Consider the following 19,331-nt stretch of genomic DNA (forward strand, 5'->3'; position numbering starts at 1 on the left):
TGCCATAGAAAAAGCCCCCAATAAAGTAAACAGATTTTTTATTATTTCATCTGTCTACCTTATTGGGAGCATATCAGATTCTGTGGCCTCTTTTTCTATTATTCTATTATTTGTGCAGCCTCGGTCTGATCAAGCTGCGTGTTGTGCACGCGTTTTTGTGCCAATTTTTCCAGTAGGAATAAAATCATGTGCACAACCATCAATCCCCCTGCAAAAAGTTCAACAGCATAGTCGATGTAATACCATGACAGGGTTGCAGTGATGTCGTAGAGAGAGTGAACCAGCACGGTTAACCACAGATTTCGTGTCCATAAAAGGATGATTCCAAACAGGAAGCCCATGTTGGCAAAGGTTACGATGGACCCTATTTTTACAGTCCATGCCTGCTCGGTATCGAGTGTATGGTCGATGCCGAAAAAAAGTGAGGTCCAAAATAGGGCAACCATTAGGAAGACATCTCTCGACCCGCTCTCCCACCGCTTTGGAAAAAGCTTTTTGAAAACGGCGAGGATGATGATCATATAGGCTAACCGCCAAATCTCCTCCAAACCGGCCAGAGCATCTGTATAAAGATCAGCGCCAATTGTATCTATTTTATCCATATAAGACCAAAATTTTGACTCTGTTGTTTCGGTGGTTCCCTTCTCTTCCTCTTGGTAGGTTTGGGTGTCGGTATAGGTTTGCACATACTGGTCATAATCAGAGTTAAAGTCATCGAAGGTCATACTTGAATAGATGTTGATGACTGTGCTGCCGAGAAAGAAAATCAAAAAAGCACCCGTAAATTGAAGGACCTTCTGCCGTTTCGTTTTACAAGGGCCCTGCTCCTGCTGGGGTGTGAGCCTTCGGTGAAGCTTGATGCCGATAAAAAGCGAAGCGACCATCACCGCGTCATAAAGGGTTCCGGCGAGATAGCTGAAGCGGTTGAGATAGAGCAGGATTTCTGCTCCAAAGACCACAACCAGCATACCAATCAACAGCTTCTTTGAAATAGGTTTAGTTAAATTCGTTGTCATCATCAACGTCATTCCCTATAGGTTAATTTTTGGGGGATTATCAGTTTTACTTACTCAATAATTGTACAGCCAGGACCCCTAAGCCATTTAATAAAAGCAAGAATACGAAACAGGCAATAATCCACTTCCATGTTCTCGTCATGCGATTTCCCCTTTTTAATGGTTATTGAATTTGAGTTTAATAGAAATAATTTAACATATTGTTATGTGATAAGCATCAAAATATTCTTACCATTATCCGTAAACCGCCCATATCCCTCGATAATTCCTCATTTTGAGGCACGAGAACCGTCCCCATGCATCATTCCATGCATCACTCGAAATTTGTCGATAATACTTTTGTTTTTTTAGACAAATATTTTATGTAAAATACGGCAGGGTTGGTAGAATGGTATTATATAAAGAACAATTATTATTTATTTATTGAACATTTTTCTGTTAATAGATTACAAGTAGGGGGTTACATAGATGTTGAAAAAGTGGATTTATCTTTTTGCTGTGTTCGTCTTCATCCTTAGTACAGCGGGCGGTTACCGAGCTGAGGCTACCACCCAGATGGAGCTTTCTTCACGGATTGAAGGGGTGCTGGTGGTCGACGTCAGCAAGTCAATGCTGTCTAGTGACCCGAATGGTCTTTCTAATGAAGCGATGAAGATGTTTGTGGACATGTCCTCTATTAAAGGGGACAAGATCGGTGTAATTGCTTACGGAAATGATGTCGAAAGCAAAAAGGAGCTCACGAAAATCCAAACGGAAGCGGATAAACAGGCAATCAAGGGTTTTATTGATTCGCTTGGTAAATACAATAACACCGATATTTCCGTTGGAGTTGCTGAGGCACTTAAATTTTTGGACACTGGCCATGAATCTGGCTATATTCCACTTGTCGTAGTGCTTGCTGACGGCAACAATGATTTGGACAAAACCAAGCCGAAAACTAATCAGCAGGCCGATGAGCAGCTCGCCCAGTCTGTCGTGGATGCGAAAGCGAAGGGCTATCCGATTTATGTCATTGGCTTAAACGCTGATGGAAAGCTGAATAAACAGCTCCTTAAGAATATTGCCGCCGGTACGAACGGGAAATTTTTCGAAACAAATAATGCCGCTGACCTGCCAGGCATCCTTAGCGAAATATTTGCTGACCATTTGAAGTTAAAAATGGTTCCGGTTAAGGATGTAACGGCAACCGAGGAGTTTCAGGATGTTCCATTCACCGTTCCAAATGAAAATGTCTTGGAGGCCAATATTTCGCTGATTTCCAGTAAGCCGGTTGAGCTGAAGCTGGTCGACCCGTCAGGAAAAGAGGTAGCCATCCCTTCTGACAACATTTCGTTAACGAAGTCAAAGAATTATTCGATGCTGAAATTGCTTAATCCCGTGCAAGGAAATTGGACTTTGAAGGTGAAAGGATTCCCGCAGGACAAGGTGGATGTGAAGCTTGTCTTCAACAATGACCTGCAGCTGAAGCTTGCCCCGCTGGCAAAAAATATTAAAGCAGGCAATACCGTAAAAATTGAGGCTTTCTTTGAGGATAACGGCAAGAAAATCGTCAATAAGGATCTATATCCTACGCTAAAGGCCAATCTTTACGTAAAGGACTCAGCCTCAGGAAAAACAGAGGAAGTCCCTCTAAAGGCTGGGGACAAAGGGTTTTTCGGCGAGTTTAAAGCCGGGGACGCCAACAGCTATGAAGTGACAGTGAGGGCGGAAGGCAACAGCTTTTTTCGTGAGACCAAGCCGCTAACAATTGAGGTTGCGGCGACTAGCGGTAAAGACATTGAGCCTGTTGCCGGGGATGTCAGCCCTTCCCCTTCAAAAAATACGATTCCTTGGCTTTACATTGCGATTGCTGCAGCTGTTGTGTTTCTGGTGGCGGTGCCGGGCTTCTCCTTTGCTGCAAAAAAGAGGAAAGAAAACCGCGGCTTCAGCGGCCAAATTGTGGTCGAGATAAAGGATGAAGAAACGGGAGTGAGCACAGAGCAAAAGGTGAAAAAACTAAAAGCATTTAAAGGGGAATTTCACTTGCGGCAGCTGTTCCTGCTCGATCAGGAGTTTTCCGAAACCGACCAAATTACCTTTGTGCCGATAACCGATAATACTTTGCTTCTCCTCAATAAATCCAGTTGTACGATTGACTTGGGCGGCGAGTTAATTGACGCCGAAACCGGCCACCGGCTTAGAAGGAATGACAAGCTTTGTATTCATTTGCCTGAATTGCATAAGGCTATTTATATTGAGAATGTAAGTTAAATAAGTAAACTCCTGGCCTTCGATTTGCGGGCAGGAGTTTTTTTATTGGTACATTCGGATGCTTTTTCACTTCAACGCATTATAATATTTTAAATATTATGATAAAATGGCATCACCATATATTTTCCATGGAGTGATAAAAATTGCTATCGTTTATCTTAGTTGTGCTTATCCTATTTCTTATTCCCGGTCCTGCCGTCCTGCTAACCGTCACACAGACTGCCAATGGCGGGCGAAAATCAGGGATCATCACGGGTGTAGGGATTGCAGTTGGGGACTTGATCCATACGGTTGCAGCGGTGCTTGGACTTTCGGCCATTTTAATGACCTCCGCACTTGCCTTTGAAATCGTGAAATATTTAGGGGCTGCTTATTTGATTTTCATTGGGATTAAATCGTTTTTAGAAAAAGCAAAAAGTCAAACGGAGGCTGTTGCGGTTGCTAATCCAAGCTCGGCGGTCACGTCCTTCCGCCAGGCACTGTTCATTGAACTGTTGAATCCGAAAACAGCGCTGTTCTTTTTGGCCTTTCTACCGCAATTTGTTCATCACAACGGAACACCGGTTGTTTTACAACTGCTTACTCTCGGACTCACCTTTGTATTAATGAGCATCTTGTATACAACGCTTTTGGCCTTTTTGACAAGCTCCATTGGAAAGCGTCTCTTTTCCAATCGCAACAGCCGATTTGCCCGCTGGCAGGGCAAAGTGGTTGGGACCATCTATATTGGCCTCGGATTGCAGCTTGTTTTGCAAAGCCAAAAATAATAAGGGGACAGTTGTCCCCTTGTTTCATCAAGATTTAGTGATTAGCGACTCCCAGATATCGAAAGCCAAGTTCCTCGATTTTTGTTTTATTGAGCATGTTTCTACCATCAAAGATAACAGGTTGTTTCATCAATGGTTTAAGGGCCGCCCAGTCTAAGTTTTTGTAGTCGTTCCAGTCGGTGCAAAGAATGACTGCGTCGGCACCTTTCACTGTTTCCTCCACCTTCGAAAACTGCATTAAGCCCGCTGATTTTACGACGGGATCATGGACTTGAACCGCTGCCTGTTCCCCGCGCAATTTTTCAATCAAAATCAAACTTGGCGATTCCCGTGTATCGTCCGTATTGGCTTTAAAAGCTAATCCCAGCACGGCAATTGTTTTGTTTTCCAAGTTTCCGCCCAACACCTGCCTGATTTTCTTCATAAAATAAAGCTGTTGTTCGTCGTTTACTTGAACAACCTTTTCCAATATCGAAAGCGGTCTTCCCGTTTCTTTGGACGTTTGGATTAAGGCATTGACATCCTTGGGGAAGCATGAGCCGCCGAAGCCCATTCCAGCACGGAGGAAATGCGGGCCAATCCGGTGGTCGAGGCCAATCCCCGTGGAAATATCATTGACGTTAATCCCTAGTGCATCACAAACCCGGGCTAACTCATTAATAAAGGAAATTTTCATGGCAAGGAAGGAATTGGCGGCATACTTGATCATTTCGGAGGCTTGAGGGTTGGTTTCAATGATAGGGCATTGGAAATCCTTGTATAGGTTGCGCATGACTGCTCTAGCTTTGTCACTTGAAGCACCAATAACGATTCGGTCGGGATTAAGTGCATCATGAAGGGCAGAACCCTCACGCAGAAATTCTGGATTAGATACGACGTCAAAAGGGATGGAGGATGGCTGGTTCTCCTTAATCCAATTGGTGACGTTTTCAGCTGTGCCCACAGGTACCGTACTTTTGGTCACAATCACCTTGTAATGATTCATATAACGGCCGATTGTGCCTGCAACATTTTTTACAAAAGTGAGGTCGGCTTTTCCCTGTGGTCCCAAGGGTGTGCCGACGCAAATAAAGATGACATCGTTTTCTTTTACGGCGTTCTCGGTGTCAGTTGTAAAGCGGATGTTTTGGGCGCTGACATGCTTGGTCAATAAATCCTCAAGGCCAGGCTCATAGAAATACAGTTTACCCGCTTGCAGTGCGTTTATTTTTCGTTCATCGAGATCCAGGCCGGTAACTTGATGCCCCATTTTGCAAAAAATAAGTCCGGTCGTCGTCCCGACATAGCCTGTTCCGACGATTAATATTTTCAAAACGGATGTAGTCCTCCTTTTTCACGAAAGGACTGAATAAGGCCCCCTAGGCAATTTCTTGGGTTGTTCCCATTAGCCTTCAGGCGAGCCTTGTCCTCCCCTCTAATTAAGCTAGTATTAATCTATTCAGAAAGTGTTTTTAAGGAAGGTTGTTCTGCCTAGAAAGGGGGAGAAATGGGCAACATTTGTAAAGTGCACGAGCTCAGCCATCTGTTCGGCCACCTCCCGCCCATTCAAGACAAGCATTTCAAGAGGGGAAAAATAAAGGTATCCACAGCAGATTTAGGCTATCCATAGTTTATAAACAAGTTTTTAACAGTATCCACATGGTTATCAACAGATTTATACAGGTTATCCACGTTTTGACCCCAAAAAACATTTTTCTAAAAAGTCAAATACCCACAAAGATACACTAGTTACCCACAATCGGCAAAGATTTATCCACAAGTTATACACGTTATGCACATAAAAATAGGAACTAGAAATTAGTTTCTAGTTCCAGGGAGTTTATGGCTTCTGTGACTGTATTACGGGCGACTGTTTTTCTTGATTATTTTTTACAATCTCCCGAAGTTCCCCTTCATCTCCTTTGGCATTAATAATTTCAAAAATTTGATTCAACCCTTCGCTTGTTTCGTCGTTTTTGTTTGTCAAAAATAGCGCCTCCTTTTATTAATAGAATTACCACTATCAGCTGAGAAATTAGTATTTACACCATATAAATATTACTTTGCTCACTCATTCACAAATTGTTCAAGAACACCCCTATTTTGAGTGACCAGCATCACTAGGAGCATTTCTAATAAAAGTAAAATGAAAGTGTAATCATTAATCAAATAAATGAAAACTCGCCGATTGGCTAGTCCGATAGGACGAAGACAGAGGCGTAGTTGAATTTATGCGTTAAGAAAGTATAAGGCTTTCGACAGAAAGTTTATACTTTCTTATTAGCCAAAATAAATCAGGAGTTATTAATGGAGGGAAGTAAAATGGGTAAGTTTACAAAGGTTGCAGCAACAATGGTTGTCACATCTGCTTTAATTCTTGGTGCTTGTGGAAAAACTGATCTTTCAGTGGAAAAAAAGGTGGAGGCACAGACAGACAAAGAAGCTGCAGTCGAAGTATTCGCTCCCCATAAAGGCCTGAACCAAAAACCGACTCCGCTTAAAATGGAACGAATTGGCGAGCATGAAGTCAATATTGAAATGACCGCTCAAATTACTGACATTGAAATCAATAAAGGCGAAATGTATAAGGCTTGGACATTTAACGGCGAAGCGCCTGGTCCAGTAATTGTTGTCAATCAAGGAGATAAAATTAATTTCACCTTAAAAAATATGGATCCATCCATTCCGCACAGCATGGACTTCCATGCCGTACATGCGGCACCTTCCGCTGATTTCGCGAATGTCATGCCTGATCATACTGGCAGCTTCAGCTATCCTGCTGACAATCCTGGCGTATTTATGTACCACTGCGGCACGAAGCCAGTGCTCGCTCATATCGCGAACGGGATGCACGGGATGATTATTGTGAAACCGAAGGAAGGCTACCCTACAGACTCTCAAGTGACTCGTGAATATGCGCTTGTCCAAAACGAGTGGTATAAGTACAACAACCTAGAGGACTTTACAAATGGTGTTCCAAAATATGTAGTCTTTTCCGCGAAAGCGCTTAAAGGCGGCGACCCAAACACAAATGGTGCTGTTGGCTCCCTTGTTGACAAACCGCTCCTTGCCAAGGTTGGGGACAGAGTGAGACTTTATGTCGACAACGTAGGTCCGAATGAGGTTTCTAGCTTCCATGTAGTCGGTACTGTTTTTGATGATGTGTATATCGACGGAAATCCATTCAACCACATGAAAGGCATGCAAACCGTGCTTCTGCCAGCAAGTGGCGGCGCCGTGGTTGAGTTCACTGTAACAAAAGAAGGCAGCTATCCAATAGTAACCCACCAATTCAACCATGCTACCAAAGGAGCTGTAGCGGTTCTGAAGGTGACTAAAGACGGACATGATGATGGCAGCGCTGTAATGTCACACTAAAATATATATAGTTGTAAAAAGAAATCGGCCCTAAACGGCCGATTTCTTTTTTATCGTGGAGAGAAAAGTGTCGAAAGATTCCTTGTCCCTCTGACATTTTTCACCTTATTTCACCTTAAGGATTTGCTATCTTAAAAGAAACCATTTTTCAGGTTATAGGATTTAGTTTAAATCCAAGTTCAATGGCTTTGCTATTGTGATAGATTGCTTTAATCTTCAACTTCCACCTTAGCTTCTCGCATAAACAATCCTGCTGCAGCAGCTCATTATGTCGGTACAGATAGACATGATAATAGTATTTTCCCTTTTGCCATAATTTTAACACATGAAAACCTCCTCACTTGTCTTTACATAAACCGCTGGAGTATTCGTGTTCGGTAGCTGGCTAGCATCGTTGTTAAACATTAGCCCCTATAGCTTTGCGTCACCATTTTTCAATAGCTTTGCCGTTTCGTACGATTTATGTGTTTGTAAACAGCATAAATAACCTACTTTAAAATGAAAAGAGTCTTGGGTACTAATTTTTCCGAAAATTCACATAAGGTTAGTCTGTTGACAATATAATCATGCGTTTGTTTATAGGAAAAAGGGCCCTCGTTGCTAGTGGGGCTTATTTTTATAAGCATGTTTAAAAGTGGCTTTATTGTGTCCATGCTGTTATCAAATTCATTTTTTAAAAAGGAAGTTTGCGATGGTAAAAATATTTTCTGTGATAACTAGTTTGATGCTCCTCCTCTTCCCTTTAACCGGCTGCATGGGGAAAAGCTTTTTTTCCCAGGACGATAAAGGTGTAACGCGGACCGAATCTGATGGTAAGAACAGCCCCTCATCTGCTGCCTCTAAGAAAAAGGCGGAACACCGTGAGGAGCAGGTGCAAGAGGTTTTCAACCCAGAAAGTATTCCTGTGCTTGTAAATCAGTACAATATCTTACCTGAAAACTATCAACCTGAGGATTTAGTGTACCCAAGCATCCCGTATATTTCTAATAAAAAAGCGGAAAAACAAAAAATGCGAAAAGAAGCGGCTGCGGCTATCGAAAAATTATTTGCCGCTGCCGAAGAACAGGGCATCGGTCTAGCCGGAGTTTCGGCCTATCGATCGTATACCGCACAAAAGGCGTTGTTCAATTATTACGTCAATCAAGATGGCATTAAAAAAGCGAAAATGTATAGTGCCGAGCCTGGGACAAGCGAGCATGAAACGGGCCTTGCCATTGATGTGACGGGCGGGAACGGAAAGTGCCCTGCGGAGGATTGCTTTGCGGGAACGGTGGAGGCCAAGTGGCTCGCGAACCATGCAGACGAGTATGGCTTCATTATCCGCTACCCGAAAGGAAAAGAATCCATCACCGGCTACAAATACGAACCATGGCACCTTCGTTATGTTGGTAGAGCCGTCGCCAAAGTTATCACCAAACATGGGATTACCCTGGAGGAATACTATGATGCGGTACCGGTGAACAACTGACACAGGAATAGGGCTGCGGACAACGGATTCTGGGGTTGGGTCATGAAACGGGGTTGGGCGAGTAAAATTTGAATTTTAGACGAGTAAATCCCACAAATAGACGAGTAAAAGTTAAAAAGATGCGAGTAAATCTTTAAAGTTGACGAGTTAAGGCAAGGGACAACCCCCTGCCTTTTTTGGTTTGATAAAATACTGTATTTCTCAGAACGGTTTAAGGGAGAATTATGTCTAACAAAAAAATAGCCCCCGCATCTTAGAACGTGTCCATTGCGGGGGCTTTTCTTATTTTCCTTTGATTTCTAGAAGCTTTAGTTTTAAATCGTTTTCCATCGTGGCAAGTTCTTGCTCAGCAATCCGGCGTTTGTGGCGCCCTTCTTCCTGGATTCTTAACGTCTCCTCAAGTGTGGAAATCAGGTTTTCTTGTGTTTTCTTAAGCGTTTCGATATCGACAAGACCACGCTCGTTTTCTTTGGCCGTTTCAATCGTATTTGTTTTCAGCATTTCGGCATTTTTCAGCAGCAGTTCGTTAGTAGTTTTAGATACCTGCTTTTGAGCCTCGACTGCATGCCGCTGGCGGATGAGCGTCAGCGCAATCGCCACTTGGTTCTTCCATAACGGAATGGCTGTGACGATGGAGGACTGAATTTTTTCTACTAATGCCTGGTTTGTGTTTTGAATCAAGCGAATTTGCGGTGCACTTTGAATCGTGATTTCTCGGCTTAACTTCAAATCATGGAGACGTTTATCGAGCCGGTCCGCAAATTGCATCATATCGTTAACTTCTTGATACTTCATCTGGTCATTTGTGGCTTCTGCCTCTCTTTTTAGCTGAGGGATTGTCTTTTCGTGCATTTCCTCAAGCTTAATTTCACCGGCGGCAATATAGACATTGAGAGCATGGAAATATTCTTTATTCGTTTCGTAAAGTTGCTCGAGCAGTTTGATATCGGATAACAGTACGTTTTTGCTGCGGTCCAGCTTCACGCTAATTCGGTCAATTTGTGCGCCGGTCTTTTGGTATTTGGACAGAACCTCCTGAAGCGAGCTGGAGATTTTTCCAAACATCCGTCCAAAAAAGGACGGCTTGCTGTCCTTTAGCTCGTCCGGATTCACTTCGTTGAGGCGCTTCATTAAATCGCTGATGATTTCTCCAATTTCACCAACGTCCTTTTGCTGAACATGCTCAAGCATGGCGTGAGAAAACGAGAGCAGCTTTCCTTGGGCCTGTGTCCCGTACTGAATCATCGCCTGATGGTTGGTCGGGTCAATTTGTTCAGCTAGCTGATAGGCTTTGGCACGGTGCTCCTCCGGGATAACATCGATAAGTTTTGTCGGTCTTGGGGCTTCCCCAGGCTGCTGAACCACTGGGCTTTTCGCCGGCTGAAGCCCGTCGCCAAACGGGTCAGCGAGGATATCGTTTAAAAAATCACCTTTTTGCAATGGATTATTTTCGGTCATTTTAACCACCTATTTTCTTCAGGGAATTTAGCTTCTTTTTGTTTTTTTATCGTATGTTTGGCAACATCAATTTCAAAATTTAAATGGTCCACATCATCTGAGACCACATGATATAAATCTTCCTCAAGTACCTTGGTAAGTTCATTCAAGGTCTGTCTTGTTTCAATCAAAGATTGATTAATTTCCAAGCTTTTTTTCGGCTGCGCTGAAAGAAAATTGTATTTTTCCGTCAGCTCGATAACTGAATCGAGATGTGAAAAATAAAACGGCTCGGCCTGATAGAAACGCTTTGGCTCCTTGAGAGCCATCTTTTGAATTTTTTTAGTGATACGAAGTATGTCAATTCTTTCCTTCACAGACGACAGGTCGCGAATACTAAAAAGCGATTTATTCAAGCGGCGGATTTTTTTCTGGGCATCCGCTAAATTTTTTCGAATATAACGGTATTCCCTCCATGACAGCCGGTGTTTTTTCAAAAACGTTGAAGTCATGATTGGCCCAAGGATTAAATGGGTTAGAACTCCTGCGGCAATCGCAATACCAATCGATGGCAGAAAGTTTATGTTCATAAAGAAAAAGCTGACAAAGCCCGCAATAATGGTAACAGGTACAGCCACAAACGAGCGGAGAATTAACGAAAGAATGGGATTCATTTTAATCGACTCCTGACTTTTCATCACTTCTATTAATACGTATGAAAGAAGTGAATGTTTCATTATTAAATGAATTGCCAACAAATGAAAGTTATTTCCATCTATTAATTCCACAATACATGAAAAAACTCCTGCCCGCCATAGACTTGAATCGCAAACAAACTACGACCTGAGACCTATTTTTTGAGGAAGCGGGTGGTGGTTTTTTCTATATCTCGTATAGTTCGATGGGTAGGCCGTCAGGATCTGAGAAGAAGGTGAATTTCTTGTTGGTGAGGGTGTCGATGCGGATTGGTTCCACTTCTATATGCTGCTCTGTTAAATGGTGAACCGCTTCTTCGATGTTCTCAACTTCAAAGGCTATATGCCGTAGGCCTGCTGCCTCCGGATAGCTTGGGCGCTCGGGTGGATTCGGGAAAGAAAAAAGTTCAATCTGGTAGTGGTCATTCACTTCTAAGTCCAGTTTATAGGAATCCCGCTCCTCTCGATAAGTTTCACTTATTGGATTCAAGCCAAGAATCCGCACATAAAAATCCTTCGATTTCTCATAATTAGAACAAATAATGGCGATATGATGGATTTTCTTTAACTTCATAAACGACACAACTTTCTACTTAAAAATAGGGATAACCCTCTTGCCTCCTCGCAGGAGACAAGAGGGCTAAAAAGCTCAATACTTACAAAGGTTAGCCAGTTCAAACCTAAATTCGAAGAACGTCTGCCCCACATGGACAATGTCACGAGCGGTGCTGACACTTTTAATGACACCCTTTGACTTTAAACCCCAAAGTCCTCTGGCCTATCCCCTCTTTTTCCAAAGTGATAAAGGATGGCTTGGACGATGCGCCCAGAGGCGATGCCGTCGCCGTAGGGGTTGGAGGCTTTGGCCATTTGGTCATGTGCAGCCGGATCCGTAAGCAATTCGTCGGCCATTCCAAAGATGGTTTCTTCATCGGTGCCCGCAAGCTTCAGCGTACCGGCGGCAATCCCTTCTGGACGCTCGGTTGTATCCCTTAGGACAAGAACCGGAACACCTAACGATGGCGCTTCCTCTTGAACACCTCCGGAATCAGTAAGAATCAAATATGCCCGTGAGGCAAAGTTGTGGAAATCAATGACATCCAACGGTTCAATCAAATGAATTCGGTCATTGTCTCCCAAGATTCGACCGGCAATCTCGCGAACAACAGGATTCATATGTACCGGGTAAACTACCTGGACATCATCGTGCTTTTCAACTAAACGGCGGATAGCATTGAACATGTTCTCCATTGGTTTCCCGGTGTTTTCGCGACGGTGGGCAGTCATAAGCACCAATCTATCTCCGCCAAGCCTGTCCAATACAGGATGTGAATATTGGCTTTTTACAGTCGTCTTCAACGCATCGATTGCTGTGTTGCCAGTTATGAAAATAGATTCTTCCTTCTTATTTTCCACTAATAGATTCTGCTTGGACTGGACTGTTGGCGAAAAATGAAGATCAGCCAGTACACCTGTCAGCTGCCGGTTCATTTCTTCAGGGTAAGGCGAATATTTATTGTGCGTACGAAGCCCCGCCTCCACATGACCAATTGGAATCTGATGATAAAAAGCTGCTAAACTTGCCACGAACGTTGTCGATGTATCACCGTGAACCAGCACGATATCTGGTTTAACGTCGGCCAAAACTTGGTCAAGGCCTTCCAAGGCCCGGGTGGTCACACCGACCAATGATTGTCTTTCTTTCATTATATTTAAATCATAATCAGGCGTGATTTCAAAAATATTCAAAACTTGGTCCAGCATTTCACGATGCTGCGCTGTCACTGTCACAATTGACTTGATTTGCTCCGGATACTTTTCAAGCTCCTTCACGAGCGGCGCCATTTTGATTGCTTCAGGTCTCGTACCGAATACCGTCATAACCTTTAATTGCATATCTAATAAGACCTCCCAATAGTTAATCTACAAACCATTATACCTTTCAAATGTTTTTTTGAAAAATAACTGCTAATTACCACTCCATTCATATAGACTTCCCTGTCAACAGTACCCACAGCCAAATTTTCAGGTACAAATTCCCATTAACCCACCACCGAATATATTGCCATTGTTGGTTTTTTAAAAATTCCGAATATAGAGGTGAATCATGCATTGAAGAAGAGGGCCCTATTTACAATTCCGATCAGCTTACTGCTGATTGCGGCGATCGTCGCTTCCTTTGTCCTGATCAACATCAAGCCTGCCAAAGGGAATGTATCGCAAGCCCAAAGGCTGAATGAATACACGAAGCCTGCTGTGGTGCGAATAATTGACTATGCATTGGTTGGGTGGCAGTTTAATGACTACAACCCTGAAGTCGAAGCAGTTTTGGAACAGCTAAAATATCAAACGCTTATCGGTGGGTCGGGGTCTGGGGCAATTATTAACTCTGACGGCTATATCGTTACCAATGCCCACGTCGTCGAATATGGAAAAATGGCCGACCAAGAGGTGGCCGATGCAGCCTTCGAGCAGCTGGTGACCATCATGGCGGACCACTTCCAGGTTGATTACAATACTGCTTATAATTATTTAGTCGCCTATACTCAGTATACGGAGATTAAGCGCGTCACAAAGGTTATTTTACCAGGCGGAGATGTTCTCGACGGGGAAATTAAGAGCTACGGTGCGCCGATTAACCAAGGGAAGGACGCCGCCGTCGTAAAAATAGAGGGAAAGAATCTGCCGACTATTCCGCTTGGTGACTCTAGCGAAGTCCAAAACCAGGATAATATTTGGGTAAGCGGGTATCCTGCAGCTGCCGATTCGGACCTTTTGTCACCTGATTCATCTCTCGTTTCCACTATGAATGCTGGGCAAATTTCCGCGACTGACAAAAAGACCGATCAAGGAAGTCCGGTAATTCAAATTAACGCCGCGGCAACGCACGGAAATAGCGGCGGACCTGTCATTAACGAAAAAGGGCAAATTATTGGGCTTCTGACATTCCGTGGCGATACGGTCAACGGTCAAGAGGTGCAGGGCTTTAATTTCGCCGTACCGGTCAATACCGTCAAAGAATTTGTGAACCAAGCCGGTGTCAGAAATACGAAGAGCGAAACGAATCGGCTTTATAAAGAGGGCCTTGAATTGTATTGGGGCGGCTACTACAAACATGCCTTGGAAAAATTCGAAGCAGTCCAGCGGATTTATCCAAATCACTCGGAAATAAAGGAGTATATCGGCAATTCTGAGGAGAAAATGAGCAAAAGCAAGATGCTTTGGTCCGATTATGCCACCTTCTTCTATATTGGTGACGGTGTGGCTGGTCTGCTTGTTCTGATTCTGTTGGTGTTCACCTTTGCCGGCGGGTCGAAAAATAAGGCAGCCGCGGCTGTGCTTCCGGCCGCTGGACCGAGTGCGAATATGGGTGAGCAGGGCTCAGCGCCTACTGTGCCGCAGGCACCATCAGCACCAGAAATGAATTTAAACGACCTGAATAAGGATGGCAAGGTGGATATCCAGGACCTTCTGATTGCCCTGCAGGAGCAGCAGAAAAAACAAAATAAAGATGGTAATGAGGAGTAAACACCTGGGATAGTAGAAAACTGCCGAAAGGGGGATACAGTTCTGAAGAGACTGTATCCCCTTTTTTTGTTGCGGGAAAGTGCGCATGATTGGCCTCAAATCTTTAAACCCTATCAAAACATACTTTCGAATTGGATTTTTTTACAAACGGTGATAATATATCCCTAATTACTATATATTTAAATGTACCAAAAGATTCATTTTCCACATCCACAACAGTTACAAAACTCGCATTTTCTAACATTTAATCTTTCACACACTACCAAAATCAACAACACTGCCGCTTCAAAGGGCCGACTGGATAATCAACTGTCCACCTCAGACGGACAAATGTCCACGAACAGTGCCTGACACTCATAGCATAAAAACTCTATTGTTACACTATTAAACTACATATTTTGGAGGTCCACTATTATGGAGGTTCGTTCAAAGAAAGGTAGAAAGTGGTTAAAAGTAACAGGGATTTTTCTTTTACTAGTTTTTGTTGCGGCAGGGGTTTATGGGTTTATGGTTTACCACTCCCTTAAAGATGCTGTGGTTACCATGCACCAGCCGGTTAAGCGGACGGTACCTGAAAAACGGCCACAGCCGGTCGCTTTGGAAAAAAAGGAGCCCTTTTCCGTGTTAATGCTCGGTGTCGACGAACGAAAAGGGGACAAAGGCCGTTCCGACACGATAATCGTTTTGGCTGTCAATCCGAATAATAATTCGGTAAAAATGCTCAGCATCCCGCGGGATACCCGAACGAAAATTGTCGGAAAAGGAACAGAGGATAAAATTAACCACGCCTATGCTTTTGGCGGAGTTCCAATGTCCATGGCTACCGTCGAAGAATTTCTTGATATTCCGATTGACTATTACATGCAGATCAATATGGAAGGCTTTAAGGATATTGTGGATGCTGTCGGTGGTGTTAAAGTTTATAATGATATTGATTTTTCCCAAGGCAATTCCCACTTTCCTATAGGAGAAATAAACCTGAACGGAGAGCAGGCTTTAAGTTTTTCACGAATGAGGTATGAAGACCCCAGAGGAGACTTTGGCCGGCAGTTGAGACAGCGGCAGATCATTGAAGGAGTAATTGATGAAGGTATGAGCCTATCAAGCCTGACAAGTTTCTCCTCTATTTTTGAGGCAATTGGAAAAAACATAAAAACGAACCTAACCTTCGATCAAATGGCAGACATCCAAAAAAATTATAAAGACGCTGGTAAAACGATTCAGCAAATGGAAATCAAAGAAACCGGGACGATGATCAATAAAATTTACTATGGGCTGGTCTCACCAGAAGAAAAGACAAGAATCCAATCCGAACTAAAAAAACAACTGGAATTACAATAAAGAAATACAAGAGAAGTACCTGACTGGCTAAATGGGCAGCTTATCCCATTTAGCCAGTTTTTTTGTGATGCAGAGGGACGGTTCTTCTGCCTCACATAAGGAAACATTTCTGGGTTCGCGCATATAAAAATATAACTGTTTTTATGTTATTTTGGAAAGATAGAGAAAAATTCAAAAAAGATAAATTTGTTTTTATAAAGGGGGGAAAAAGGTGACTCAAAATTTGCTATTGGCCTTTGGGTTAACTTTATTTGCCGGCCTTGCCACTGGGATTGGCAGTTTACTTGCATTTTTCACCTCGCACACGAATACAAAGTTTCTTTCGGTCACACTTGGATTCTCCGCGGGTGTCATGATTTATGTGTCCATGGTTGAGATTTTTGTGAAGGCAAAAACGGCACTAGTGGATGCCATGGGAACCGTTCCTGGCAACTGGCTGACCGTCGGCGGCTTCTTTGCGGGGATGCTTTTGATTGCCAGCATCGATAAATTTATTCCAAAGCAAAGCAACCCGCATGAACTCAGAACGGTCGAGGATATGACCGGTACCGGAGGAGACGTTGCAGCGGCCGGAAAGAAACCGGACTTACTAAAAATGGGGACATTCACAGCCCTTGCGATTGGTATTCATAACTTTCCGGAAGGGATTGCTACCTTTACCTCTGCCCTCCAGGATCCAAAGCTCGGAATCGCCATTGCAGTGGCCATCGCCATTCACAATATCCCTGAGGGAATTGCGGTTTCTGTTCCGGTCTATTTTGCCACCGGCGATAAAAAAAGAGCGTTTAAGCTATCCTTTCTTTCGGGGCTGTCGGAGCCGATTGGGGCACTAGCTGCTTACCTATTCTTAATGCCCTTTCTGAACGATATTATGTTTGGGGTTATCTTTGCCGCAGTAGCCGGGATTATGGTATTCATTTCCCTTGATGAGCTGCTCCCAGCCGCCAAAAGGTATGACGAAGCCCACCTGTCCATATATGGGTTGATTGGTGGGATGGCTGTGATGGCAATCAGCCTGCTTTTATTTATATAAAATATTTAGGGTTCGGTTCGTTAGCGGCCGAACCCTATTGTTATTTAAGCACATATCCGCTTTAATAAATCTCCGTCGAAACAATAGATACATATTATAATAGTGAAGAGCAGCGTTTTTCCAAAAAGCACATGAATAGGCAGTGATTACAATGGTCTGGTTGTATTATCTTGTTTCTTATTTGGTTGGTAATATCATGTTTGGATACTTGGTGTCCATGTTGTTGAAAGGGCAGGATATCCGTGAGCAGGGCAGCGGGAATGTCGGAGCAAGGAATGCTGGGCGTGTTTATGGAAAAAAGGCCTTTGTTCTAACTTTTCTGGGTGACGCTTTGAAAGGGGCCTTTGTGGTACTTGCCGGGCGGTATCTACTGCATTTTTCAGAGACTGTCCAATTGTTAGGACTGGTTTTTGTCATTGTTGGCCATCTCAAACCGATAGTTCTTAAGTTTAAAGGCGGCATGGGGATTTCGACCTTTATCGGCGGAATTATTGCGTTCGAACCGCTGATAGCATCCATAATTGTTCTCGCATTTCTCGTACTCTATCCCTTTTTAAAAAGCTTCACATTCACAGGCTTGGGGTCGTTCCTTTTTATTCCTGTGTTCTTGATATTCAAAACAGATAATTGGGTTATCCCTGCTATTGTATTAGGCATGATTTTTCTACTAATCCTGGTCCATATAGAAAACATTAAAGAGAGGATTAAGAAATAGTTCATCATTTCAATGTCCCGCTGTTCAAGCGAATGGCTTCTGCGATGCTTTGGTCGGTGATGCAGGGGCTTCTTTCGAGGTCAGAGATGGTGCGGGCGAGGCGAATGATTTTGATTTGGGCTCGGTTGCTGAGCCCTTTTTTGTTTAATAGAACATTTAGGGTTCGCTGCTGCCCCTCTGTCAGCGGGCTTGTTTTCATAAGAGTCTCATAGGGAACCCTGCTGTTGCAAATCTGCTTTCCATAACGGTTATACTGCCTTAGCCGTGCCTCCTCAACTCTTTTACGTACCGCCTCTGAAGCTTCTTCCTTCTTCCTCTCTGCAGCTTCAAAATCAACCGGTCCCAGGCCAAGATGAATATCAAACCGGTCACGAAGCGGTCCGGAAAGCTTGTTTTGATAAAAATGAACCTGCTTTGGTGAACACGTACAATAATGAGTGTTTGACCCGGCGTATCCGCATGGACAGGGATTCATCGCCGCAATCAAAATAAACGAAGCAGGATAGGTAATCGTTGCATGCGTCCGGCTGATCGTAATTTGGCCATTCTCAAGCGGTTGTCGCAGCATATCCAATGTCTTTTTCGAAAATTCTCCGATTTCATCCAAAAACAAAACGCCGCGGTGGGCTAATGAAATTTCCCCTGGCTTTGGATACTGGCCGCCTCCAATAATTGAAACGCCCGATGCGGAATGGTGAGGATTGCGAAACGGCGGCACCTTCGACTGGGGATGGTCTGCCCTGCCCAACTGATATAGGCTCATGACTTCAAGCTGTGCTTCTTTCGTCAGCGCCGGCAATATGGAAGGAAATCTCCACGCCAACAGGCTTTTCCCGCAGCCAGGAGGACCCGTCATCAGCACGTGATGCTCTCCGGCAGCCGCAATTTCCAAGGCATGCTTGGCTTTACCATGGCCGATTACCTGTCGTAAATCCATATAATCGAAATCACAATTACCAGTCTCATCGATTTTTTTCGAAAAAGAGGACGGCTGCCACTGACCAGATAAATGCCCAATGACATCCTGCAATGAATTAACATTAATAAGTTCTATGCCTTCCAGGTCAAGAGGTGGAAGCCGTTCATCCAACGGTATGTAGAGCCTTCGCAGCCCAAGCTTCTTTGCCGCAAGAATGGCAGGCAGCAATCCATCGACAGACTGAACCGCTCCGTCCAGTGATAGCGCCCCAATAAAGCCCACCTCCTTCGGAACTGAAACCTCTAACTCATGAAGGCTCATCAACACCCCAATTACCATCGGAAGGTCAAACATCGCCCCCATTTTCTTTTGATCGGCCGGTGAAAGATTGACTGTGATTTTTTGCCCATGAAAGATGTAACCCAAAGAAAGTAGTGCCGCCATGATCCGTTCCTTCGATTCCTTCACAGCCGCATCCGGCAGGCCGACAATTTTAAAGGAATCATTCCCGATATAGGTGCTGACCTCGACATTCACCCGATAGCCTTCCATACCTTTTAAACCAATACTTGTTACACACGCCCACATGACTGGTCCTCCTCTGCAAAAAGTAGATTTTTTCTTTTTAAGGCTCCGTTATTATTCATTGTTGATTTTCGTGTAGGTATGATCATTCATAGGCGGAGAAATTCCGGCTATTATATAGAGAGATTGCATATGAAGCAGATATAAACCAGCTAATAGTTTGTCAACATTTTTCATTTAAATATCTTTTTATTGTGTGGTATTCTAAAAATAAGCATGC

Annotated in this window: 17 protein-coding genes and 1 riboswitch; of the genes, 8 read left to right on the forward strand and 9 right to left on the reverse strand. The window is 43.7% G+C overall.

Features of this window, described 5'->3' with window-relative positions; genetic code table 11:
• Positions 1–98: 98 nt before the first annotated feature.
• Positions 99–1,019, reverse strand: coding sequence for a CPBP family intramembrane glutamic endopeptidase (locus KHB02_RS27445; RefSeq protein ID WP_213144071.1), 921 nt, complete (start codon positions 1,017–1,019; stop codon positions 99–101).
• Positions 1,020–1,484: 465 nt separating this feature from the next.
• On the opposite strand from KHB02_RS27445, the gene KHB02_RS27450 reads away from it, so the two are divergent.
• Positions 1,485–3,266, forward strand: a complete 1,782-nt coding sequence (locus KHB02_RS27450; protein WP_213144070.1) for a vWA domain-containing protein — start codon at positions 1,485–1,487, stop codon at positions 3,264–3,266.
• 143 nt (positions 3,267–3,409) lie between these two features.
• Positions 3,410–4,033: a LysE family translocator gene (locus KHB02_RS27455; protein ID WP_213144069.1), complete on the forward strand. Its 624-nt coding sequence runs from the start codon at positions 3,410–3,412 to the stop codon at positions 4,031–4,033.
• Positions 4,034–4,067: 34 nt separating this feature from the next.
• Here KHB02_RS27455 and KHB02_RS27460 read toward each other — a convergent pair whose 3' ends face one another.
• Together KHB02_RS27460 and KHB02_RS27465 are read right to left on the reverse strand one after the other, a co-directional pair.
• Complete coding sequence (locus KHB02_RS27460; protein WP_213144068.1) at positions 4,068–5,345, reverse strand: UDP-glucose dehydrogenase family protein; 1,278 nt, start codon at positions 5,343–5,345, stop codon at positions 4,068–4,070.
• A gap of 507 nt (positions 5,346–5,852) precedes the next feature.
• A complete protein-coding gene (locus KHB02_RS27465; protein WP_213144067.1) occupies positions 5,853–5,999 on the reverse strand; it encodes a hypothetical protein in 147 nt (48 codons plus the stop codon).
• A gap of 335 nt (positions 6,000–6,334) precedes the next feature.
• Between KHB02_RS27465 and KHB02_RS27470 the strand changes: the two genes are divergently transcribed.
• A complete protein-coding gene (locus tag KHB02_RS27470; RefSeq protein ID WP_213144066.1) occupies positions 6,335–7,390 on the forward strand; it encodes a multicopper oxidase domain-containing protein in 1,056 nt (351 codons plus the stop codon).
• Between the two features lie 148 nt (positions 7,391–7,538).
• On the opposite strand, the gene KHB02_RS27475 is transcribed toward KHB02_RS27470, so the two are convergent.
• Positions 7,539–7,715 carry a hypothetical protein gene (locus KHB02_RS27475; protein WP_241114137.1) on the reverse strand — a complete coding sequence of 59 codons (177 nt, stop codon included), beginning with the start codon at positions 7,713–7,715 and terminating at the stop codon, positions 7,539–7,541.
• A 48-nt stretch (positions 7,716–7,763) separates the two neighbouring features.
• A riboswitch (cyclic di-GMP riboswitch) is annotated at positions 7,764–7,848 on the reverse strand.
• Between the two features lie 233 nt (positions 7,849–8,081).
• On the opposite strand from KHB02_RS27475, the gene KHB02_RS27480 reads away from it, so the two are divergent.
• Positions 8,082–8,858: a M15 family metallopeptidase gene (locus tag KHB02_RS27480; protein ID WP_213144065.1), complete on the forward strand. Its 777-nt coding sequence runs from the start codon at positions 8,082–8,084 to the stop codon at positions 8,856–8,858.
• A 282-nt stretch (positions 8,859–9,140) separates the two neighbouring features.
• On the opposite strand, the gene KHB02_RS27485 is transcribed toward KHB02_RS27480, so the two are convergent.
• The 4 genes from KHB02_RS27485 to wecB all read right to left on the reverse strand — a co-directional run bounded on the left by KHB02_RS27485 (position 9,141) and on the right by wecB (position 12,886).
• Positions 9,141–10,316: a toxic anion resistance protein gene (locus KHB02_RS27485; protein ID WP_213144064.1), complete on the reverse strand. Its 1,176-nt coding sequence runs from the start codon at positions 10,314–10,316 to the stop codon at positions 9,141–9,143.
• Positions 10,313–10,969 (reverse strand): 5-bromo-4-chloroindolyl phosphate hydrolysis family protein, encoded by a 657-nt coding sequence (locus KHB02_RS27490; protein WP_213144486.1) that lies wholly within the window; start codon positions 10,967–10,969, stop codon positions 10,313–10,315. The genes KHB02_RS27485 and KHB02_RS27490 overlap by 4 nt, the downstream gene beginning before the upstream one ends.
• A gap of 208 nt (positions 10,970–11,177) precedes the next feature.
• A complete protein-coding gene (gloA2, locus tag KHB02_RS27495; RefSeq protein WP_213144063.1) occupies positions 11,178–11,564 on the reverse strand; it encodes an SMU1112c/YaeR family gloxylase I-like metalloprotein in 387 nt (128 codons plus the stop codon).
• 182 nt (positions 11,565–11,746) lie between these two features.
• The gene (wecB, locus tag KHB02_RS27500; protein ID WP_213144062.1) at positions 11,747–12,886 is read right to left on the reverse strand and encodes a non-hydrolyzing UDP-N-acetylglucosamine 2-epimerase; all 1,140 of its coding nucleotides are present in this window, start codon (positions 12,884–12,886) and stop codon (positions 11,747–11,749) included.
• A 216-nt stretch (positions 12,887–13,102) separates the two neighbouring features.
• Between wecB and KHB02_RS27505 the strand changes: the two genes are divergently transcribed.
• The 4 genes from KHB02_RS27505 to KHB02_RS27520 all read left to right on the forward strand — a co-directional run bounded on the left by KHB02_RS27505 (position 13,103) and on the right by KHB02_RS27520 (position 17,607).
• Positions 13,103–14,518, forward strand: a complete 1,416-nt coding sequence (locus KHB02_RS27505) for a S1C family serine protease (protein WP_213144061.1) — start codon at positions 13,103–13,105, stop codon at positions 14,516–14,518.
• 414 nt (positions 14,519–14,932) lie between these two features.
• Complete coding sequence (locus KHB02_RS27510; protein WP_213144060.1) at positions 14,933–15,859, forward strand: LCP family glycopolymer transferase; 927 nt, start codon at positions 14,933–14,935, stop codon at positions 15,857–15,859.
• A gap of 211 nt (positions 15,860–16,070) precedes the next feature.
• Positions 16,071–16,892 (forward strand): zinc transporter ZupT, encoded by an 822-nt coding sequence (gene zupT / locus KHB02_RS27515; RefSeq protein WP_213144059.1) that lies wholly within the window; start codon positions 16,071–16,073, stop codon positions 16,890–16,892.
• Positions 16,893–17,043: 151 nt separating this feature from the next.
• Complete coding sequence (locus tag KHB02_RS27520) at positions 17,044–17,607, forward strand: glycerol-3-phosphate acyltransferase (protein WP_241114138.1); 564 nt, start codon at positions 17,044–17,046, stop codon at positions 17,605–17,607.
• A 4-nt stretch (positions 17,608–17,611) separates the two neighbouring features.
• Here KHB02_RS27520 and KHB02_RS27525 read toward each other — a convergent pair whose 3' ends face one another.
• The gene (locus KHB02_RS27525; RefSeq protein WP_213144057.1) at positions 17,612–19,114 is read right to left on the reverse strand and encodes a YifB family Mg chelatase-like AAA ATPase; all 1,503 of its coding nucleotides are present in this window, start codon (positions 19,112–19,114) and stop codon (positions 17,612–17,614) included.
• Between the last annotated feature and the right edge of the window lie 217 nt (positions 19,115–19,331).

It is taken from the genome of Neobacillus citreus (assembly GCF_018343545.2).
Lineage (GTDB): Bacteria > Bacillota > Bacilli > Bacillales > Cytobacillaceae > Neobacillus > Neobacillus citreus.

Bases quoted from the DNA above. Each gene is read 5' to 3' on its own strand.
- KHB02_RS27445 (WP_213144071.1), bottom strand. From the start codon at position 1,019: ATGATGACAACGAATTTAACTAAACCTATTTCAAAGAAGCTGTTGATT.
- KHB02_RS27450 (WP_213144070.1), top strand. From the start codon at position 1,485: ATGTTGAAAAAGTGGATTTATCTTTTTGCTGTGTTCGTCTTCATCCTT.
- KHB02_RS27470 (WP_213144066.1), top strand. From the start codon at position 6,335: ATGGGTAAGTTTACAAAGGTTGCAGCAACAATGGTTGTCACATCTGCT.
- KHB02_RS27480 (WP_213144065.1), top strand. From the start codon at position 8,082: ATGGTAAAAATATTTTCTGTGATAACTAGTTTGATGCTCCTCCTCTTC.
- KHB02_RS27485 (WP_213144064.1), bottom strand. From the start codon at position 10,316: ATGACCGAAAATAATCCATTGCAAAAAGGTGATTTTTTAAACGATATC.
- KHB02_RS27490 (WP_213144486.1), bottom strand. From the start codon at position 10,969: ATGAATCCCATTCTTTCGTTAATTCTCCGCTCGTTTGTGGCTGTACCT.
- gloA2 (WP_213144063.1), bottom strand. From the start codon at position 11,564: ATGAAGTTAAAGAAAATCCATCATATCGCCATTATTTGTTCTAATTAT.
- wecB (WP_213144062.1), bottom strand. From the start codon at position 12,886: ATGCAATTAAAGGTTATGACGGTATTCGGTACGAGACCTGAAGCAATC.
- KHB02_RS27510 (WP_213144060.1), top strand. From the start codon at position 14,933: ATGGAGGTTCGTTCAAAGAAAGGTAGAAAGTGGTTAAAAGTAACAGGG.
- KHB02_RS27520 (WP_241114138.1), top strand. From the start codon at position 17,044: ATGGTCTGGTTGTATTATCTTGTTTCTTATTTGGTTGGTAATATCATG.
- KHB02_RS27525 (WP_213144057.1), bottom strand. From the start codon at position 19,114: ATGTGGGCGTGTGTAACAAGTATTGGTTTAAAAGGTATGGAAGGCTAT.